18 protein-coding genes are annotated in these 17,837 nt (G+C 72.1%); 6 read left to right on the forward strand and 12 right to left on the reverse strand.

Features of this window, described 5'->3' with window-relative positions; genetic code table 11:
- Positions 1-37 precede the first annotated feature (37 nt).
- The 6 genes from AC07F0_RS25100 to AC07F0_RS25125 form a co-directional block, all read right to left on the reverse strand.
- Complete coding sequence (locus AC07F0_RS25100) at positions 38-1,498, reverse strand: penicillin-binding transpeptidase domain-containing protein (RefSeq protein ID WP_478982023.1); 1,461 nt, start codon at positions 1,496-1,498, stop codon at positions 38-40.
- Positions 1,495-2,859 (reverse strand): FtsW/RodA/SpoVE family cell cycle protein, encoded by a 1,365-nt coding sequence (locus AC07F0_RS25105; protein ID WP_478982025.1) that lies wholly within the window; start codon positions 2,857-2,859, stop codon positions 1,495-1,497. Before AC07F0_RS25105 ends, AC07F0_RS25100 begins: the two co-directional genes overlap by 4 nt.
- Before the next feature lie 52 nt (positions 2,860-2,911).
- Positions 2,912-3,325, reverse strand: coding sequence for an SH3 domain-containing protein (locus AC07F0_RS25110; protein WP_478982026.1), 414 nt, complete (start codon positions 3,323-3,325; stop codon positions 2,912-2,914).
- Between the two features lie 188 nt (positions 3,326-3,513).
- Positions 3,514-4,767, reverse strand: coding sequence for an ATP-binding protein (locus AC07F0_RS25115; RefSeq protein WP_478982030.1), 1,254 nt, complete (start codon positions 4,765-4,767; stop codon positions 3,514-3,516).
- A complete protein-coding gene (locus AC07F0_RS25120) occupies positions 4,764-5,645 on the reverse strand; it encodes a hypothetical protein (protein WP_478982032.1) in 882 nt (293 codons plus the stop codon). The genes AC07F0_RS25115 and AC07F0_RS25120 overlap by 4 nt, the downstream gene beginning before the upstream one ends.
- Positions 5,646-5,755: 110 nt before the next feature.
- Positions 5,756-6,259 carry a protein-tyrosine phosphatase family protein gene (locus tag AC07F0_RS25125; protein WP_436729682.1) on the reverse strand — a complete coding sequence of 168 codons (504 nt, stop codon included), beginning with the start codon at positions 6,257-6,259 and terminating at the stop codon, positions 5,756-5,758.
- A gap of 120 nt (positions 6,260-6,379) precedes the next feature.
- On the opposite strand from AC07F0_RS25125, the gene AC07F0_RS25130 reads away from it, so the two are divergent.
- On the forward strand, positions 6,380-7,183 hold the full coding sequence (locus AC07F0_RS25130) for a nuclease-related domain-containing protein (protein WP_478982034.1): 804 nt from the start codon (positions 6,380-6,382) through the stop codon (positions 7,181-7,183).
- 452 nt (positions 7,184-7,635) lie between these two features.
- On the opposite strand, the gene ligD is transcribed toward AC07F0_RS25130, so the two are convergent.
- Positions 7,636-8,517, reverse strand: coding sequence for a non-homologous end-joining DNA ligase (ligD, locus tag AC07F0_RS25135; protein WP_478982036.1), 882 nt, complete (start codon positions 8,515-8,517; stop codon positions 7,636-7,638).
- Between the two features lie 63 nt (positions 8,518-8,580).
- Here ligD and ku point away from each other — a divergent pair, with 63 nt between their 5' ends.
- Positions 8,581-9,603, forward strand: a complete 1,023-nt coding sequence (gene ku, locus AC07F0_RS25140) for a non-homologous end joining protein Ku (RefSeq protein ID WP_478982037.1) — start codon at positions 8,581-8,583, stop codon at positions 9,601-9,603.
- A 37-nt stretch (positions 9,604-9,640) separates the two neighbouring features.
- Here the strand turns inward: ku and AC07F0_RS25145 are convergent, their stop codons facing one another.
- The gene (locus AC07F0_RS25145; RefSeq protein ID WP_478982246.1) at positions 9,641-9,718 is read right to left on the reverse strand and encodes a hypothetical protein; all 78 of its coding nucleotides are present in this window, start codon (positions 9,716-9,718) and stop codon (positions 9,641-9,643) included.
- 86 nt (positions 9,719-9,804) lie between these two features.
- Complete coding sequence (locus AC07F0_RS25150; protein WP_478982039.1) at positions 9,805-10,374, reverse strand: helix-turn-helix domain-containing protein; 570 nt, start codon at positions 10,372-10,374, stop codon at positions 9,805-9,807.
- A gap of 234 nt (positions 10,375-10,608) precedes the next feature.
- Here AC07F0_RS25150 and AC07F0_RS25155 point away from each other — a divergent pair, with 234 nt between their 5' ends.
- Together AC07F0_RS25155 and AC07F0_RS25160 are read left to right on the forward strand one after the other, a co-directional pair.
- Positions 10,609-11,262: an AzlC family ABC transporter permease gene (locus AC07F0_RS25155; protein ID WP_478982041.1), complete on the forward strand. Its 654-nt coding sequence runs from the start codon at positions 10,609-10,611 to the stop codon at positions 11,260-11,262.
- Positions 11,259-11,594, forward strand: a complete 336-nt coding sequence (locus tag AC07F0_RS25160) for an AzlD domain-containing protein (RefSeq protein WP_478982043.1) — start codon at positions 11,259-11,261, stop codon at positions 11,592-11,594. The genes AC07F0_RS25155 and AC07F0_RS25160 overlap by 4 nt, the downstream gene beginning before the upstream one ends.
- A gap of 25 nt (positions 11,595-11,619) precedes the next feature.
- Here AC07F0_RS25160 and AC07F0_RS25165 read toward each other — a convergent pair whose 3' ends face one another.
- The gene (locus AC07F0_RS25165; RefSeq protein ID WP_478982045.1) at positions 11,620-12,120 is read right to left on the reverse strand and encodes an Asp23/Gls24 family envelope stress response protein; all 501 of its coding nucleotides are present in this window, start codon (positions 12,118-12,120) and stop codon (positions 11,620-11,622) included.
- Between the two features lie 118 nt (positions 12,121-12,238).
- A complete protein-coding gene (locus tag AC07F0_RS25170; protein ID WP_478982047.1) occupies positions 12,239-12,835 on the reverse strand; it encodes a TetR/AcrR family transcriptional regulator in 597 nt (198 codons plus the stop codon).
- Positions 12,836-12,939: 104 nt separating this feature from the next.
- Between AC07F0_RS25170 and AC07F0_RS25175 the strand changes: the two genes are divergently transcribed.
- Positions 12,940-13,206: a hypothetical protein gene (locus AC07F0_RS25175; RefSeq protein WP_478982049.1), complete on the forward strand. Its 267-nt coding sequence runs from the start codon at positions 12,940-12,942 to the stop codon at positions 13,204-13,206.
- Between the two features lie 837 nt (positions 13,207-14,043).
- Positions 14,044-15,960, forward strand: coding sequence for an NB-ARC domain-containing protein (locus AC07F0_RS25180; protein ID WP_478982051.1), 1,917 nt, complete (start codon positions 14,044-14,046; stop codon positions 15,958-15,960).
- Positions 15,961-15,967: 7 nt separating this feature from the next.
- Here AC07F0_RS25180 and AC07F0_RS25185 read toward each other — a convergent pair whose 3' ends face one another.
- Positions 15,968-17,671: a hypothetical protein gene (locus AC07F0_RS25185; RefSeq protein WP_478982053.1), complete on the reverse strand. Its 1,704-nt coding sequence runs from the start codon at positions 17,669-17,671 to the stop codon at positions 15,968-15,970.
- Positions 17,672-17,837 lie beyond the last annotated feature (166 nt).

Below are 17,837 nucleotides of genomic sequence, written 5' to 3' on the forward strand. Positions count from 1 at the left end.
CAGCAAGGCCGTCAATCCCCTGGGTGCCACTTGTTGACTAGCGGGCCTTGAGCACCGCCTCCATCACGGCCCGGGCGATCGGCGCCGCGTCACCCCCGCCGCTGATGTCATCGCGGTCCGCCTCCGCGTCCTCCACGACCACCGCGACCGCCACGCGCGGCGCCAGATCACGGTCGCCCTGCGCCCAGGAGACGAACCAGGCATACGGCGTACCGGAGTTGCCCAGACCGTGCTGGGCGGTGCCGGTCTTGCCGCCCACCTTGGCGCCGCGGATCGCGGCCCGGTGCCCGGTGCCGTCCTCGACCACCTCCCGCATCAGCGCCCGCAGCCGGACCGCGGTCGAGGGGTACATCGCCTGGCGGACCGCGCGTGAACCCGCTGTCGCGAGAGTGCTGCCGCCCGGTCGTGTCGTGCGCTCCACCAGGTACGGCTCCCGTACCTGACCGCCGTTGGCGACGGCCGCCGCGACCATCGCCATCTGGAGGGGTGTCGCGCGGGTGTTGTACTGGCCGATCGACGACAGGGCGAGCTGGGCCTTGTCGAGCGAGGTGTCGAAGGTGGATCGGGCCACCGGGAAGGGCACCCGCAGCGCCGGGTCGTTGAAGCCGAAGGCATGGGCCGTGGCCGTCATGTCCGTCACGCCCACCTCCACGCCGAGCTTGGCGAACACCGTGTTGCAGGAGAGGATGAAGGCCTCCCGCAGGGAGGCGTCCCGGCAGCCCCGGGACGCGTTCGTCAGGCGGGTCCGGGTCCCGGGCAGGGTGTAGGGGTCGGGGGAGTCCGTCGGCGCGTCGAGGTCCCTGACCACGCCGGAGTCCAGCGCGGCGGCCGTGGTGACGACCTTGAACGTCGAGCCCGGCGGATACGTCTGCCGTACCGCCCGGTTGAGCATCGGACGGTCCCGGTCGGCGTTCAGCCGCTTCCACGCCCTGGCCGCCGCCGCTCCGTTGCCGGACAGCGGCTGGGGGTCGTAGGACGGGGCGGACACCAGGGCCAGGATCCGGCCGGTCGACGGGTCCAGCGCCGCCACCGCGCCCTTGCGCCCGGCGAGTCCCTGGTACGCCGCCCGCTGTGCGGCCGGGTCGAGGGTCGTCACGACGTGGCCGCCGCGGCTGTGCGCGCGGGTGAAGTCGTTCCACAAGGGGAAAGGCGCGAGCATCGGATCCGTGCCCGAGAGGATGCCGTCCTCGGCCTTCTCCAGGAGCGTCGTCCCGTACAGCTGGGAGGCGAAGCCCGTGACCGGCGCGTACAGCGGGCCGTCGGTGTAGGTCCGTTCGTAGCGCAGGTGCTCGCGGGTGTCCTTCGAGCCGGTGACGGGCCGGCCGCCCACCAGGATGTCGCCGCGCGGCTGCCCGTAACGGAAGATCTCCGGGCGGCGGTTGGCGGGGTTCGTGTCGTACTCCGGGGCCTGGACGACCTGGACGCGGGCGGCGTTCAGCAGCAGCGCCACCAGCAGCAGGGCGCAGAAGACGCCGGCGTGCCGGATGTGCCGCGTCACCGGGGGCCCGGCCCGTCGTGTTGGCGGCGTGCCGAGTCGCTGACGCGCACCAGCAGCGCCACGATCGCCCAGTTGGTGACGAGCGACGAGCCGCCCTGCGCCAGGAACGGCATCGCCATGCCGGTCAGCGGGATCAGGCCGGTCACCCCGCCCGCGATCACGAACACCTGGAGCGCCACCAGCGAGGCGAGGCCGACGGCGAGCAGCCGCCCGAAGGGCTCGCGCAGGGCGAGGCCGGCCCGGTAGCCGCGTTCCACCAGCAGTCCGTAGAGGAGGAAGATCGCGGACAGGCCTGCCAGGCCGAGTTCCTCGCCCGCCGTGGCCAGGATGAAGTCCGACTTCACGGCGAAGCCGATGAGGATCGAGTGACCGAGGCCGAGGCCGGTGCCGAGCATGCCGCCCTCCGCGAAGGCGAACAGGGACTGGGCGAGCTGGTCCGGTCCCTCGCCCGCCTCGATCGAGGCGAACGGGTGCAGCCACGTCTCGATCCTGCTGTGCACGTGCGGCTCCAGCCGGCCGACGGCGACCGCCCCCAGCGCGGCCAGCAGCAGACCGAGGGCGATCCAGCCGGTGCGGCCGGTGGCGACGTAGAGCAGGACGACGAACAGGCCGAAGAAGAGCAGCGAGGTCCCGAGGTCCCGCTCCAGGACCAGGACGCCGACGCTCACCAGCCAGACGGCGACGATCGGGCCGAGGACCCGGCCGGTGGGCAACTGGAGCTTCCAGAGGCGGCGGCCGGTGTAGGCGAGGGCGCTGCGGTTCGCGGCCAGGTACGCGGCGAAGAACACCGCCAGCAGTACCTTCGCGAACTCGCCCGGCTGGATGGAGAACCCGGCGATCCGGATCCAGATGCGGGCACCGTTCACCGCCGGGAACAGGATCGGCAGCGTGAGCAGCACGAGCGCGGCGACGACACAGACGTACGTGTACCGCTGGAGCACCCGGTGGTCCCGCAGCAGCAGGACGACCAGGATGAACAGTGCCACGCCCAGCGTCGACCAGATCAGCTGGGCCGGTGCCGCCCGGTCACCCGGGGTCTCCAGGTCGAGCCGGTAGATGAGCACCAGGCCGAGCCCGTTGAGCAGCACGCCGATGGGCAGCAGGAGCGGGTCGGCGTGCGGGGCCCGCAGGCGCACGGCCAGATGTGCCAGGAGCGCGAGCACGCCGAGCCCGGCGCCGTAGCCGGCGGCACCGGGCGGGAGGGCGTCGTGCCGGGCGAGGCCCACGGCGCAGTAGCCGTACACGGACAGCAGTACGGCGAGGACGATGAGGGCGAGTTCGACGCCACGGCGCCGGGGGAGGCGGCGGACGGCGGGCGTGGGCGGGTCCGCCGTCGCCACGGTGATTCCGGCCTTACTCATGTCCGGAACCTACCCAAGCAGTGGGTCTTGTGTGCCTTTGGGTGACGTAGGGTCAGCACCAGCGTGGCGCGGGACCGATGTTGTCGATGTAGCGGGCCGCGCCCCAGGCCCACGTGCCGTCCGTGAGGAGGTACCAGAGGGGGTTGCCCTGCACGGTCTCGCCTCCGGTCTTGCAGAAGATCTTGACGATGTCGCCCCGGTGGGCGAACCGGATGATCTGCGAGCCGCGGTTCGGGGCGCTGCGCAGCGCCAGCGTGTTCGCCGTGACGACGCCCGTGAACAGGCGCGGGTCGTGGTTGCCGTGTCCGTCCCCGTTGCCGCCGCTCGGATCGTGGTGGCTGTGGCCGCCGTTGCCGCCGCTCGGGTCCCCGTCGTCGTGCGCGGTGGCGGCAGCGGGCGTGACGGCGGCCGCGGCGGCGAGGAGTCCGGCGGCGGTGGCTATGGAGAGGCGGGAGCGCAGGGACATGAGTTACCTCCATGCGGGGACGAAGGTGCGGCGAAAGTGCCGAAGCTGACTAATCGCCACATTAGGAGCGCCCTGCGGCCCCCGCCCTTCACGCTGGGCCATAGGTGGACGCCGCGAAGGGGCGCGGGGAACCGCGCGACCAGCCACATGCGGCCCGCAGGACGACGATCACCCGAGGCCCCGGGCTCTCACTCCGTGGTCAGTCTCAGGGTCGCCACCGCACCGCCGTCCGGGGCGTTGCCGAACTCCAGCCGCGCCCCCAGCACCTCGGCCTGCCCCAGCGCGATGGTCAGCCCCAGACCGTGCCCCTTGGCGCCGCCCTCCGTCCGGAACCGCTGCGGCCCGTGCGCCACCAGGTACTCCGGAAAACCGTCCCCGTGGTCCCGGACGGTGACCACCGGGCCGTCCACGGTCAGCACCACCGGCCCCCGCCCGTGCTTGTGCGCGTTCGCCACGAGATTCTCCAGCACCCGCTCCAGCCGCCGCCGGTCCGTCTCCACGGCCACGTCCCGTACGACCCTGACCTCCGTGTCGCTCCCCGCGCCCCGCACCACCCGCTCGGCCAGCGGCCCCAACAGCTCGGTGTCCAGCTCCAGCCGCTCCCGGCCGGTGTCCAGCCGGGAGATCTCCAGCAGGTCCTCGGTGAGGGTGCGCAGGGCCGCCACCCGGTCCCGCACCAGCTCGGTCGGACGGCCGGGCGGCAGCAGTTCGGCCGCCGCGTGCAGCCCGGTCAGCGGGGTGCGCAGCTCGTGCGCCACGTCCGCGGTGAACCGCTGCTCGGCGAGCAGTTTGCCCTGCAAGGACGACGCCATGGAGTCCAGCGCGGCGGCGACCGCCGCCACCTCGTCCTGCGGGCGCGCCGGGACCTTCGTCCGCGGGTCCGTACGGGGGTCGTTCACGCGCGCGTCCAGGTCGCCCGCGCTGATCCGCCGGGCCACCAGCGCCGTGGTGTGCAGCCGCCGCGTCACCCGCGTCACCGCGAACGCGCCGACCAGCAGCGTCGCCCCGATGGCCAGCCCCGACGACCACAGGATCGCCCGGTCCAGGCCCTCGATGGTGCGGGCCTGCTGCGAGTAGTCGACCGCGACGGCCAGGGCGCGGTGGCCGTCGGCGGGCCCGGCCGCCCACATCGTGGGGCGCCCCGCGAAGTCGGCGACCATCGTGCCACGGTCCCCGGTGACCGCGAGGTCGCGCAGCGTCGTGGGCAGGCCGGGGGGATCCACGCCGGCGCCATGCTTGAGCGAGTCCCCGGCCTCGTACCGCTCCGTCGCCTGCGTCAGCCGCTGCAACGCCTGGTCGCGGGCCTGGTCGACGGTCTGGTTCGTCACCTGTACGTGCACCAGGACGCCGAGCAGGGCGGCCAGCGCGCAGCACATGACGGTGATGAAGGCGGCGGCCTTCGCGGCGAGCGTCCCGGACCACTGGGGGAGCGTGTGTCTCATCCCGTGCTCGCCGAGGGGGAGACGCCGGGGGAGGAGGCGGACGGGGAACCGGAGGGTGTGGCGGAGGGCGTGGCGGAGGGGTGCAGGGAGTGCTTCCGCGGGCCGGTGCGCAGCATCTCGTCCTGGGTGAGGAGCATGGCCCGCTGGTCCCGGTCCCAGGTCCACTGCAGGCGGTACTCGTAGCCCGCGACCTCGGACGGCGAGCGGATGACGAGGGAACGCCCGGCCAGTTCGACGCCGCTCAGCGCGTCCTCCCAGGCCATCACCTGCACGAGTCGGTGCTGGTCCACGGTGTAGACGCGCACCGCGGTGGTCTTGCCGGGAAGCAGCCGGAAGCCGAGTGTCAGGTCGTCGCGCCCGTCGCCGGTCAGGTCCCGGTAGTACGGCCTGAGGACCGGGCACCGTCCGTGCTCCGGGCCCTTGCCGCAGTCGGCCATCCGGCGGTTCGTGTCGCGGTAGGGCGCCTTGTCGCCGGCGTAGTCGCCCGGGTTCGCGGCGATCTCGGCCCGGACGACGCCGACCGGGTTCACCCGGCGGATGTCGTCGCCGGGCACCTTGATGCCCTTGACCACCTCGGTGTTCACCTCGCCGATCTCGAAGGCCGGACGGGACGCCGGCGTCAGCTCGGGCCAGAGCCGAGCCGGCCCGACGGCCGTCGGCGTCGCTCCGGCCCCCTCCAGCCCCCCGGCGTCCCCACAGCCCACGGCCCCCAGGAGAAGGAAGCCGACACCGACGACACCCCAGGCAGTCCTTCCGCGCTTCCGGCGGCGGCCGTCGGCGCGGCCCGACGGGCCGTCCGAGCAGCCGGAAGGGCCGGCCTCGGGGCCGGGAAGGTCATCGGGGCGGCCGGGGAGGCTGCGGGCGTGGCTGACGGGCACTGCACTCCTGCGGTTCGAGGGTGATCACACGGCTCGGACCGACCGTCGGCCCCGTACACCTTATTTCGTAGGGAAGTCCTATTTGCGCGCGAGGGAGCCCGTGTGCCGCCCTACTCGGTGAGCTCCTCCAGCAGCCGGGCCGTCGCCAGCCCGGCCCGCAGGTACTCGACGAACAGTTCGTTGTGCAGCGCCCAGGGCGAACGGCGGTCCCGGATCAGCCGGATCGCCGCGTCGGCGGAGCTCCCCCGCCGCATCAGCGCGTGCGCGACGACGAGGCCGGAGCGGTTGTACCCGTGGTAACAGCGGACGAGGACCTTGCGGCCCCCGTCCAGCGCCTCGCACGCGGCCTCGGCCAGCCGGATCACACCGGCGAGCTGCGTCCCGTCGAGCGGCCCGTCGGGGATGGGCCAGACGTGGTGCGGGACGTCCGGATCGGGCCCGTGCCCCGGCAGCCGCAGCAGCGTCTGCACCAGGTCGAACTCGTCCCGTACGACCGCGAACTCCGGATGGCCCAGGCCTCCGGTGTACTCGTGGCCGCCCATCCACAGCCCTGGGACGACCTCGTCCCAGGGGCTCTCCGGAGCCGGAACATCGGGTTTCCTGCGGGTACGCAACGGCGCCTCCCCGGCGTCACCGCCCTCGGGTCTGCCCGGCGGGTTCAACTCCTCTCAAAGGTAGCCGGGTTCTTGCCCCCGCAGCACCCCGCCTGTTCCCATGGTCTGGGGTGATGGTGCATGGACGGACTGCGCGTCATACCGACCTGGCGTCACGGTCAGGAACGGCTGTACGTCTGCCTCCCGGACGGCCGGAACATCGCCTGGTACGACCGTGAGGCGGGCCGGGTCAACCTGCTGGGCGAGGATCGTGAGGACGACGTGCTCCGCGCCCTCGGGCCCTTCCTCACCGGCGCGGTGACGGTGGGGCCGCCCCCGGTGCCGACCCCCGCCGAGCTCGCCCGGCTGACCCTCCACCCCGACGACGACCTGGCCCCCAACCGCCCCGGCGAGGCCCTCCTCGTCGCCCTCGACCGCGACCCCGGCCCGGCCCGCCGACTGCGCCCCGACCCGCGCCGCAGGGCCCTGGAGGCGGAGCAGACGGTCGGGGACGCCCTGGACCGCCTGGACGGCGCCGGCTGGCACGCCGTGCACTCCGTCCCGCTCCCCGGCGGCCGCCGCATCCACCACCTGCTGATCGGCCCCGGCGGGCTGTACGCCCTGCACACCCTGTACGCGCGCAAGCAGCGGGTGACGGTCACCGACCCCATGGTCGCCCTGGGCCGCCGCGAACCGACCGCCCTGCTGCGCGGCGTCCGCGCCGACGCCGACCGCGCCTCCTACGCCCTGACGGCGGAGGTCCGCCCCGTCCTCGCCCTGGTCGGCCCGACGGCCGTGTCGGTCCCGGCCGCACCGCGCGAGGTCCGCGTCCTCACGGACCTGGAGGTGCAGACCCTGGCCCGGCAGGGCGGGGTCCTGAAGCCGGCGGACGTCGAGGCCCTGCACGCGATGGCACGGGACCGGAACACCTGGACGCGGGTGTGAGGGCATACGCGGCCCGTACCTGCTGAGGGCGCCCCGTGACCAAGGGGTCCTCTCGCCATGAGCGCCCGATGAGGTCGCGTGGTCTGGTGCCGTGCATCGCAAGGCGCCGGAGCGCCTTCGATGGGTGCGCCCCCGGCTCGAGCGGAGCCGAGAGCTGGGGGAGGAGCCACGTAGACGTTTCGGCAACACGGCGAGGCGGGGTGCCAGACCGCGCGGCCCGGGCGGGCACAGTGAAAGGACCCCTAGGTCGTGTCCGCGAAGTCCCGTCGTCCGCCCGGAGGGCGGGCTCCGCGGCGTCTGGTGCGTGCTCTCGGTGCGCCGGGCGGAGTCCCTCGTACTGGGTGTACTTGGGGCTTCGTCCGGTGCGGCGAGTGGGGGCACCTCCCACGCCCTTGAGGCAGTGGGGGAGCGTGCCGGGCGTCGCGGGGCAGGCGGGACTTTGCGGACACGGCCTAAGGCAGCCGGCCCGCGCTGTCCGGGTCGAGGAGCGGGGCGAGCAGGTCGCCGTAGTCCTGCACCCGGGCCGCGATGTCGGTGGCGTGGAAGTCCAGCCGGCCGGGTGAGCCGCACTCCTCGACCTCCTCCCAGGTCACGGGCGCCGAGACGGTCGGCTCGGGGCGGGCCCGGAGCGTGTACGGGGTCGCCGTGGTCTTGCGCGCGGCGTTCTGGCTCCAGTCGACGAAGACCTTCCCGGGACGCAGGTTCCTGGTCATCCGGTGCAGCGCGAGCCGGGGCATGGCCTTCTCCGCCTCGACGGCCAGCGACTTGGCGTACTCGGACACTCGCTCGGAGGACGCCCCGCGCACGGCGGCGAGCAGATGCAGCCCCTTCGAGCCGGAGGTCTTGGCGTACGTCTCGATGCCGTCCGCCGCGAGCCGTTCCCGCAGCCACAGCGCGACCTCGCAGCACTGCACGATGGTCGCGGGCGCTCCCGGATCCAGGTCGAAGACGATGCGGTCGGCCTCGTCCGGCGAGTCGACGAGCCACTGGTGGGTGTGGAACTCCGTGACGAGGTTGGCCGCCCACATCAGGCTCGGCAGGTCCTGCACCAGCACCATCCGCGAGGGTCCCTCCACCCGTGGCACCTCGGCGGTGGTGACCCAGTCGGGCGTACCCGGCGGGACGTTCTTCGTGAAGAACACCTGCCCGTCCGGCCCGTCCGGATACCGCAGGAAGGACACCGCCCGGTCGCGCAGATGGGGCAGCAGGACCTCGGCGACGGTCGCGTAGTAGTGCAGGACCTCGCCCTTGGTGAAGCCGGTGGCGGGATACAGCACCTTCTCGAGATTGCTGAGCGGGAGCCGTCGCCCCTCCACCACGGTGATAGGCGCCATACGATAAGAATCCCACGCGAATCGTGACAAACGCTCCCGAGAGTGACCGGAAGGGTGCTGCACGTGAGATCCATTTGGAACGGCGCCATCTCCTTCGGCCTGGTCAGCATTCCGATCAAGCTGGTGAACGCCACCGAGAGCCACTCGATCTCCTTCCGCCAGATCCACACCGAGGACGGCGGCCGCATCCGCTATCGCAAGTTCTGTGAGTTGGAGGACCGCGAGGTCACCCAGGGGGAAATCGGCAAGGGCTACGAGGACGCGGACGGCTCGATCATCCCGATCACCGACGAGGACCTGTCCAGCCTGCCGATCCCGACGGCCAAGACGATCGAGATCGTCGCCTTCGTCCCGGCCGACCGGATCGATCCGCTCCAGATGGACGCCGCGTACTACCTCCAGGCGAGCGGCGCCCCGGCGGCCAAGCCGTACACCCTGCTGCGGGAGGCGCTCAAACGCAGCAACAAGGTGGCGATCGCGAAGTTCGCGCTGCGGGGCCGGGAGCGCCTGGGCATGCTCCGGGTGGTCGGCGAGGCCATCGCGATGCACGGCCTGCTGTGGCCGGACGAGGTCCGCGCCCCCGAGGGCGTGGCCCCCGACACGAACGTCACGGTCCGGGAGCAGGAACTGGACCTGGCCGACGCCCTGATGGACACCCTGGGCGAGGTCGACCTGGAGGACCTGCACGACGAGTACCGCGAGGCCGTGGAGGAGGTCATCGCCGCGAAGGCCGCCGGCGAGGCCCTGCCGCAGGCCCCTGAGCCGGCCGCGGGCGGCAAGGTCCTCGACCTCATGGCGGCCCTGGAGAACAGCGTCCGCGCGGCCCGCGAGTCCCGGGGCGAGGAGGCAGGCGAGCACGCCGAGGTCAAGTCGCTCCCGCAGCGCAAGACGGCCCGCGCGGCGCCCAAGCAGACCGGCGGCAAGAAGTCGGCGTCCACCGCGAAGAAGACGGCGGCCAAGAAGACCACGGCGTCCGCGAAGAAGTCGACCGCCAAGTCCGGCCAGGGCGCGAAGAAGACGGCGTCGAAGAGCACCGCGAAGAAGACGGCCGCGAAGAAGTCGACCCCCCGCAAACGCCCGGCCTGACCCGCAGGGCCGCCCTCTCCAACCCGGCCCTGCGGGGTCAGACGGTCGTGAGCCGGCCGCCGTCGACGACCAGGTCCGCTCCGTTCAGGGCGCGGGCGCGGCCGCTCACGAGCATGCGGACGACCCGGGCGACCTCCTCCGGCTCGGTGAGTCGGCCCCGTGGTCAGGTTCGCCGCGGCCGGGAAACCCTCCAGGAACTCCTCAGTGATGCTCGGAGACGAGCACCGCACGAGTCCTGGGCTCCAGCGCCTGGAAGACATGCGGGACGTCGGCCGGATAGCAGATGTAGTCGCCCGGATGGAGTTCCACCGGCTCGTCGGCCATGCCCACCAGGGCCCGGCCCGAGCTGATCACGACGTGCTCGACGACTCCCGGCGGGTGCGGCGCCGAGGAGCGCTGCGGCCCCGGCTCGGCGGCCACGCTGTAGACGTCACGCCGGGCCCCGGGAGGGGAGGCGGCGAGGAGTGTGGCCCGGTAGTCGCTCTGCTCGGAGCCGACGGCCGGCCCTTCTCCCGCCCGGATCACCTGCACCTGCGGCCGCGACACGGCCACCAGCCGCGAGAAGGGGATCTCCAGCGCCACGCAGAGTGCCCACAGCGTCTCCAGGCTGGGATTCCCGGTGCCCGACTCCAGCTGGGAGAGCGTGGACTTGGCGAGCCCGGCCCGGCGGGCGACCTCGGTGAGGGACAGCCCCACCCGGAGGCGTTCCGCCCGCAGTGACGCGGCGATCACTTCGATCGGGGGCTTGGGGGCGGGGCCGGCGTCGGACATGGCGTGTTCGCTCCAGAGGTCATTCGTTCGTCTTGACGAACATCGTAAGCCTTGTTCACTATAAAAATCATGCGTTCGCTCTGGAGAACACGGGGCGGTCGAACACCGAAAGGCCGGACAGCGAAAGACCGGCCATCGAAAGACCGGCCATCGAAAGACCGGCTACCGAAAGGCCGGACACCGAAAGACCGGCCACTGAAAGTCCGGGCCCCATGGGGCCGAACACTGGATGGCTTGCTGCTTCGCGACATCGCGCTGGTCTGCCTGGCGGTAGGGGTGATCGGCCTGTCCTACGGCGCCGTCGCGGTCACGTCCGGGTTCGCCTGGTGGTTCCCGGTCCTGATGGGGGTGCTCGTCCTCGCCGCCTCGTCCGAGTTCCTGTTCGTCGGGATCATCGCCGCCGGCGGCAGCCCGATCGCCGCGCTGCTGGCCGGGCTGCTCGTCAACGCACGCCATCTGCCGTTCGGTCTGGCGGTACACGACGTCCTCGGGCGGGGCTGGCGCGGAGTGCTCGGCACGCATCTCATGAACGACGAGACGGTCGTCTTCGCCCTCGCCCAGGACGAGCCGGAGCGCAAACGGGCCGCGTACTGGCTCTGCGGCCTGGGCATCCTGATCTGCTGGCCCGTCGGCGCCGCGCTGGGCGCACTGCTCGGCAGCGCCGTGCGGGACACCGGCGTACTCGGCCTGGACGCCATGTTCCCCGCGGTGATCCTGGCGCTGATCCTGCCCGCGCTGAGGGACGGGCCCCTGCGGCGCACGGCACTGGCCGGCGCCGCAGGGGCCCTGGCCGTCACCCCGTTCCTCCCGGCAGGCCTGCCGGTCCTGCTGGCGCTGGCCGCCCTGCCCCTGTTCAGCGTCCGGACGGGGAAGGAGGCCACGCGGTGAGCGACACCGCCCTCTCCCTCACGCCGACGCTGGCGGCGATGCTCGCCCTGGCGGCCGGCACCTTCCTGCTCCGCCTCTCCGGACCGGCCCTGCGCGCGAGATTCAGGCTCCCGGAGCGCGCCGAGAAACTGCTGGAGGTCTCGGCGGTCCTCCTGCTCGCCGCCCTGGCCGCCACGTCCGCCCTCACCGACGGCCATGCCTTCACCGGCCCCGCACGACCGCTCGGGGTCCTGGCCGGCGGGGTGCTCGCCTGGCGCAGGGCCCCGTTTCTCGCGGTCGTACTGGCGGCGGCGGGCGCGACCGCCTTGCTGCGACTTGCGGGAGTTCCGTGACCCTCCCTTGGGCGGACCCGGACCCTCAGGCCACGCGCCGCCCCTCCTGCCCGGACTCGCCTTCTTCTTCCTCCTCGTCCGGCAGATGGACATCGTCGACGGCGATGTTGACCTCGACGACCTCCAGCCCGGTCATCCGCTCCACCGCGTTGATGACGTTGGTCCGGATGTCCGCGGCGGTGTCGGCGATGGCGGCGCCGTACTCGACGACCACGTCGAGGTCGACGGCGGCCTGGCGCTCACCGACTTCCACCTTCACGCCCTGGGTGACCCCACTGCCCCCGCCCGGCACGCGCTGGCGCACGGCCCCGAAGGCCCTGGTCATCCCTCCGCCGAGGTTGTGTACCTCGGGGATCTCCCGGGCCGCCATGCCCGCGATCTTCGCCACGACCGTGTCCGCGATCGCGGTGCTTCCCCGGGCCTCCGGGGGAGCGGAGCCATCTCCTCTGCGGCTCTGCGGCGTCGTGCCCGCGTCCTGTTTTCCCGTCCCGGTAGCGGTGTTTCTGCGCTGTGTGGTCTCCGTCATGACCGTCACCTCGATGATCGGTGCGAGGGGTATGAGCAGCGTCGTTCCTATCCGCCCGTATCCACCGTAGAACACTGGTGCAAATGGGGCGAAAGTGCCGAACTGTCCGGGCGGGCGCTCACCGCAACAGGGAATCGACGTGGCGCTGAAGGACGGCCGACGCCGTCTCGGGGGAGAGATGCCCCGCGAGAACGTGAACGGTGAGACCGTCGGCGACGGCGAGGAGCGTGCGCGCCTCCTGGACGGCGTCGAGATGCGGCGGGATCTCCTCGGTGTCCTGGCCGTAGCGGATGAGCCACGCGACGAGGTCATGGAGCTTGCCGTACGTCTCATGCAGGACGGCGGCGAGCCTCTCGCTGGTGGGAGCGTGGCCGACGAAGGCCAGCCACACATGCGCCTGAGCCCTCGACTCCTCGTCCAGCAGGGCGAGTTCGGCCAGGGTGTGTGAGAGCAGGATGGCCGCGGCCTGCGGAGTGGAGGTCGCGGCGATGCGCTGCTCGGCGCGCTCGCTGACGTGTTGTGAGATGTGCTCCAGCGCGAAGAGCAGCATGTCCTCCTTGGTGCGGAAGCATCGCTGCACGGCCCCCATGGACACGCCCGCCTCGGCGGCGACGTCCCGGAGGCTGACGGCCTCCATCCCGGAGCGCGTGATCAGAGCGCACACCGCCTCCGCGATCCGCAGCCGCCGCTCCTCGTAGTCCACCTGCTTGGGCACGCGCCGCTCCTCTCGACCCCTCTTTTCCGATGCGCTTGCATCATAATCGCCGACCCTGCACGATGTGATGCGACCGCATCGAAAAACTCTCGAAGGGACCCGCCATGCCCAAGCGGCAGCAGCTCAACACGTCGGAGACCACGTCAGGCCAGGGCCTGCTCTGGCTGTTCGGCGCCATCCTGTCCATCCAGGGCTTCGGCTCCGCCATCACGGAGGCAGGCTGGAACACGAGCTTCGGCGTCGCCGGCCTCCTACGCGCAGCGCACGTCCCTGAATGGGGAACACTCCTGGTCGGCGGCGCGGGTGCGGCCCTCCTGGCGACGGCGGCACGCCGCCACTCCACGAAGAGCCGGGCCAGTCGGCGCCCTTGAGCGGCTCGGCAGGAATGCCGTGCTGGGACGAGCCGGCCCGGCGCCGGTGCGAGACATCGCTCCGCATACCGTCTCCTTCCTGCGACGTCACGCCTCTGTGCTGCGCACACGGCTCCGGAGGCCTGCGACGTGATGATCGTGGCTGCTCGGTGGGGCGAGCTGTCCAACTCGGCGAGATCGTTCTACCGTGGCCTTTCCTGATCCGCAGGGCAGGAAGTGATGCGAAGGGGGCTGGGTGGAAGCCGAGTTGGCGGCGCTCGCGGCGTCGGGGGCGACGACTCTGGTCGGGTTGATGATCTCCGACTCCTGGTCGAGCGCCAAGGAGAGGCTGACGAGGTTTCTCGCCCGGCGCCGCTCGGCGGGCGAGGCGGAGGAAGAACTCCAGGCAGCCAGCGAGGAGCTGGCCCGGGCTCGGGCGGCAGGGGACAGGGCCGCGGAGGAGGAGATCGAGGCGGACTGGCGGCAGCGGCTGCTCGACGTTCTTCGGGAAGAGCCCGCCGCCGCAGCCGAGTTGCGCGGCCTGCTGGCCGAATGGGCGGGCAACGTCTCGCACACCGTCATCAGCGGTGGTGTGAACCACGGCCCCGCCTTCCAGGGTGCGCAGATCCATGGCGGTATCACCTTCAACGTTCCGGCGGCGATGCCAACGGCCGGTGAGACCGCCCGGCCGGACCAGGTTCCGGTGCTGACCGTACCGTTCAGCAACCGCAGGCGCGAACTCTCCCTGCTGGACGCGATGTGCGGTGCGGCTGCCCGGCGGCGGAGCGGCGTCGACGTCACGGTCGTCGGCGGGCTGCCGGGGGTCGGTAAGAGCGCCATGGCGCGAAATGGGCGAGCATGTCCCGGCAGCTCTTCCCGGACGGGCAGTTGTATGTGGACTTCGCGGCTCTTCGTGACCAGGCGGCCACCGGTGGGACCGTCGGCGCCGACGTGTCCGAAGCCCTGGCCATGGTCCTCAGATCCCTGAAGGTGAGCGACGCCGGCATGCCTGCGTCGCTCGCGGAGCGGACCAACCTGTTCCGTTCGCGCACCGCCGGCCAGCGCCTGCTGCTCGTCCTGGACGATGTGAGCCAGCCCGCACAGGTACGGCCGTTGATCCCCAAGGGCCCGGGGAGCGCCGTTCTCGTGACCAGCCACGGGAAGCTGGGTGAACTGGTCCTCGACGGAGCACAGTTGATCTCACTGGAACCCCTGGATCCGGAGGGTGGCCTGGCCCTCCTGGTCGACCGCTGCGGCGAGGACGTCGTGGCAGCCGAGCGGGCTGCTGCCCAGCGCCTGGTCGAGCTGTGCGGGGGCTTGCCGGTGGCGCTGCAGATAGCGGCGGCCCGCCTGATCACGGACGACGGTGTGACCATGACGTCGCTGTCGGAGGAACTGGAGGACGAAGCCGGCCGGCTTGCCGCGCTGGCCCTGCCAGGATTCCAGGGGACTCTCCCCGGGGAGGAGTACTCCGTGTCCGCCCTGCTCGGCTCCTCGTACCGGCTGCTGCCGCCCGACGCCGCCCGGCTCTACCGCCTCCTTGGATGGCTGCCGACTGGGGCCTTCGACGCCGGAGTCGCGGCGGTCGCGGCGGACCTCGACACCCCGAGTGCCAAGCGCCTGCTGCGCACGCTCGTGACCGCGAGCCTCGTGGAGGCCGGCCGCGACGGCCGTTTCCGCATGCACGACCTCGTGCGCCTGCATGCCCGGGAACGCGCCGCGCAGGAGGAGCCGCAGGCGGAGGAGAAGGCGATGACGAGGAGGGTGGCCACCCACTACCTCGTTCTCACCGCGTTCGCCGACCGGGCGCTGAGGAAGGAGCGGCTGCGGATCGCCGACCTGTCACCGCTGCTGCGCACCGCGGACGATCCCTTCGCGGTCGGCACGGGACCCTCCCCCCTGGAGTGGCTGGATGCCGAGCGCCACGCCGTCCTGGCCGTCCTGCGGGCCGCGAGCCGGCACGGGCTGCACAGCCTTGTCTGGCCACTGGCCGAGGCGTTCACGGCCTTGTTCCTGCGCCACCGTCACCTGGAGGCGTGGAAGGAGTCGCTCGAACTCGGCGTCGCGTCGGCCGCCGCCCTCGCCGAGACGGCTGAAACCGCGAACGATATCGCCGAGGCCGCACAAGCCGAGGCGCGGCTGCGCAGCCTGCTGTCCCGCCCGCTGATGGACCTCGGCGAGACCGACCGTGCCGGGAGGGAGCTGCGGACTGCGGTCGCACGGGCCGAGGTGACCGACCACCTCACTCTGCGTGCCTCCGTGCAGGAGTTCCTCGGACGGTATCTGGACCAGGTCGACCCTGCCCAGGCCGTTCCCGCCTACCGGCGGTCGTACGAACTGAACAAGGAGGCGGGACAGAGCCGTGGGGCAGCCATCGCCGCCTACTTCCTCGGCTGCGCGCTGGACGCCCGCGGCGAGTACGACGAAGCGCTGGAAACCCTGCGCATGGCGCACCACGACCTGCTCGCACGCGAGGAACCCGACCTGCGTATGGCTGCGCGGGCCATGGCCGCTATCGGTGTCGTCCATGACCACCTGGGCGCCACTGAGGAGGCGGTGCGCGCGCTGCGCGAGGCGGTACGTGTCCTGGAAGAGGAGACAGCGACGCACTACGAGGCCGAGGCCCTCGTCACCCTCGTCGACATCGCCGAGCGGGCCGGAAGCCACCAGGACAGCGTGCGCGGCTGGCTCACCCGGGCTGTCACGCTCCACGAGGCCAACAGCAATCCTGTGGCCGAGGACCTGCGTCGGCGGCTGGAGAACCTCGACCGGTGACAGCCGGTCACCGCGAGCCGCTCGGTGCGGGAGAAGGGCGCAGCCGCAGGACGACGTCCTCGGTCCGCAGGTCTCCGATCCGCAGGGTGACGAAGGCGTCGTCCAGCGGGCGACCCGCACGCAGGCACGCGTAGACAACGGCGGCCGGAAGACCCGCGTCCAGCTCGGGGCCGGTGACGGCCGCCTCCACGATCCGGCCGTCCCTGAGCCCGATCAGGAAGCCCCCATGGCGGACGGCCGATGCGGCGAGGAGGCTTCCGGGCAGCCGCTCGAGGGTGCCCTGGATCCACCGCGACGCAGCTGCCGTGGTAGGGGCCGGACGGTGGGCCAGGATCACTGAGGCACTCTCGACCAGCCGCCGGTCGCGTTCACCGTCGGAGCACGCGAGATGGGTGAAGAACAGGGGCGCGCTGGCGCCCGTGCCACCGCCTGAGTGCGCGGCGGCGGGGAAACGGCGTACGACGACAGCCGAGGGCACGTGGTCCTGTTCGATCCCCTCGACCTCTGTGATCACCTGCCAGGAGGTGACCGGTGAGGCCGGCGGGTCGGGCCGGGGCAGCACCAGCGCAGACGGTGGCGGGGAGGACGGCTCCGGGAGCCGCAGCAGCCGGTAGAGGGCGGCACGGAGCCGGGGGAGAGCCTGTCCAGGTTCGGCGAAGGCAGACTGCGCGACGGCCGCGTACCGCTCGGGCGTGTGCTCGTGAATCACGTGCTCGACCTGGCGGCGAATGTCTCCATCGGGGTCGAGCCGGGGCGCGACGGCTGCCAGAGCGTGGATCGCGGTCCCGGGCACCGCGTCGGCGCCGAACGCCCCCAGCAGGACGGGCGTACCCGCCGAGGCACCGTACAGCGTCACCGAGCCGTGGTCGCCGACCACGGCGTCCGCCGCGACGAGCGCGGCCCGCCACGCGTGAACAGCGGGCACGAGACGCAGTCCCGCGTCCAGGGCAGCCGCTTGGAGGACCCGGATCTGCCACGCGCCGTGCGCGGCCCACACGTTGGGATGGACTATCGCAGCAACCAGATACTCATCACCGGGTAGTTCGCTGAGGAGACTCGCGGGCAGGTGCGGGTGACGTCCCAGGAGCGACGTGGGCCCCCAGGTCGAACTGACCACGATCAGGCGCCGACCCGCCGTGACCCCCAGGGCATCGCGGTACGCATCCCTGCTCTCCCGGCTGGCCAGGAGTTCGTCGAAGCAGGGATCGCCCACCAGCAGGGTACGGCCGGCTGCTTTCGGGTGCGTGGCGAGCAGCTGCTCCTCCTGGGCCGGATGCGATACGGCCAACCAGGCACGGCCGGACTCCAGCAGGGAATCCGGCACGGCACCGGAGAGCCGCTCGTGCGGACCGCGCGAGTCCGGCACCAGCTTCTGGAAGCCCACCCCGTGCGGCAACACCAGGACCGGACAGTGTCCTTCCGGTACGTCGATGTTCTCGCTGGCGGAGAGGATGAGGTCGGGGGCGATGCGCTCCAGTTGTTCCCAGGGCATGACCCGGCAGCCGGCGCCGTGCAGCAGGTCGAGAACGCCGGAGCCGAACGCAGAGGTCGGGTCGTGAGCGAAGACGACGGTCACGCGATCGTCGCCGCGAAGCAGCGCGGGCAGCGTTTCCAGGATGCGTACGGCCGACGTGACCGTACGCGTGGCGACGACCAGCGTCCGTTCTCCGCGGAAGGTGCCCCACCGGTGGGCGTCGTGCCCCACGGGCACGCGAAGAGGCTGATCACCGGACAAGGCGGCCGCCTCTAACAAACCCGCGCCTCCAGCCGGTCAGCGGCTCGCGGCTCGCGGCTCGCGGCTCGCGGCTCGCGGCTCGCGGCTCGCGGCTCGCGGCTCGCGGCTCGCGGCTCGCGGCTCGCGGCTCGCGGCTCGCGGT

This window comes from Streptomyces sp. NPDC045955 (genome assembly GCF_056430805.1).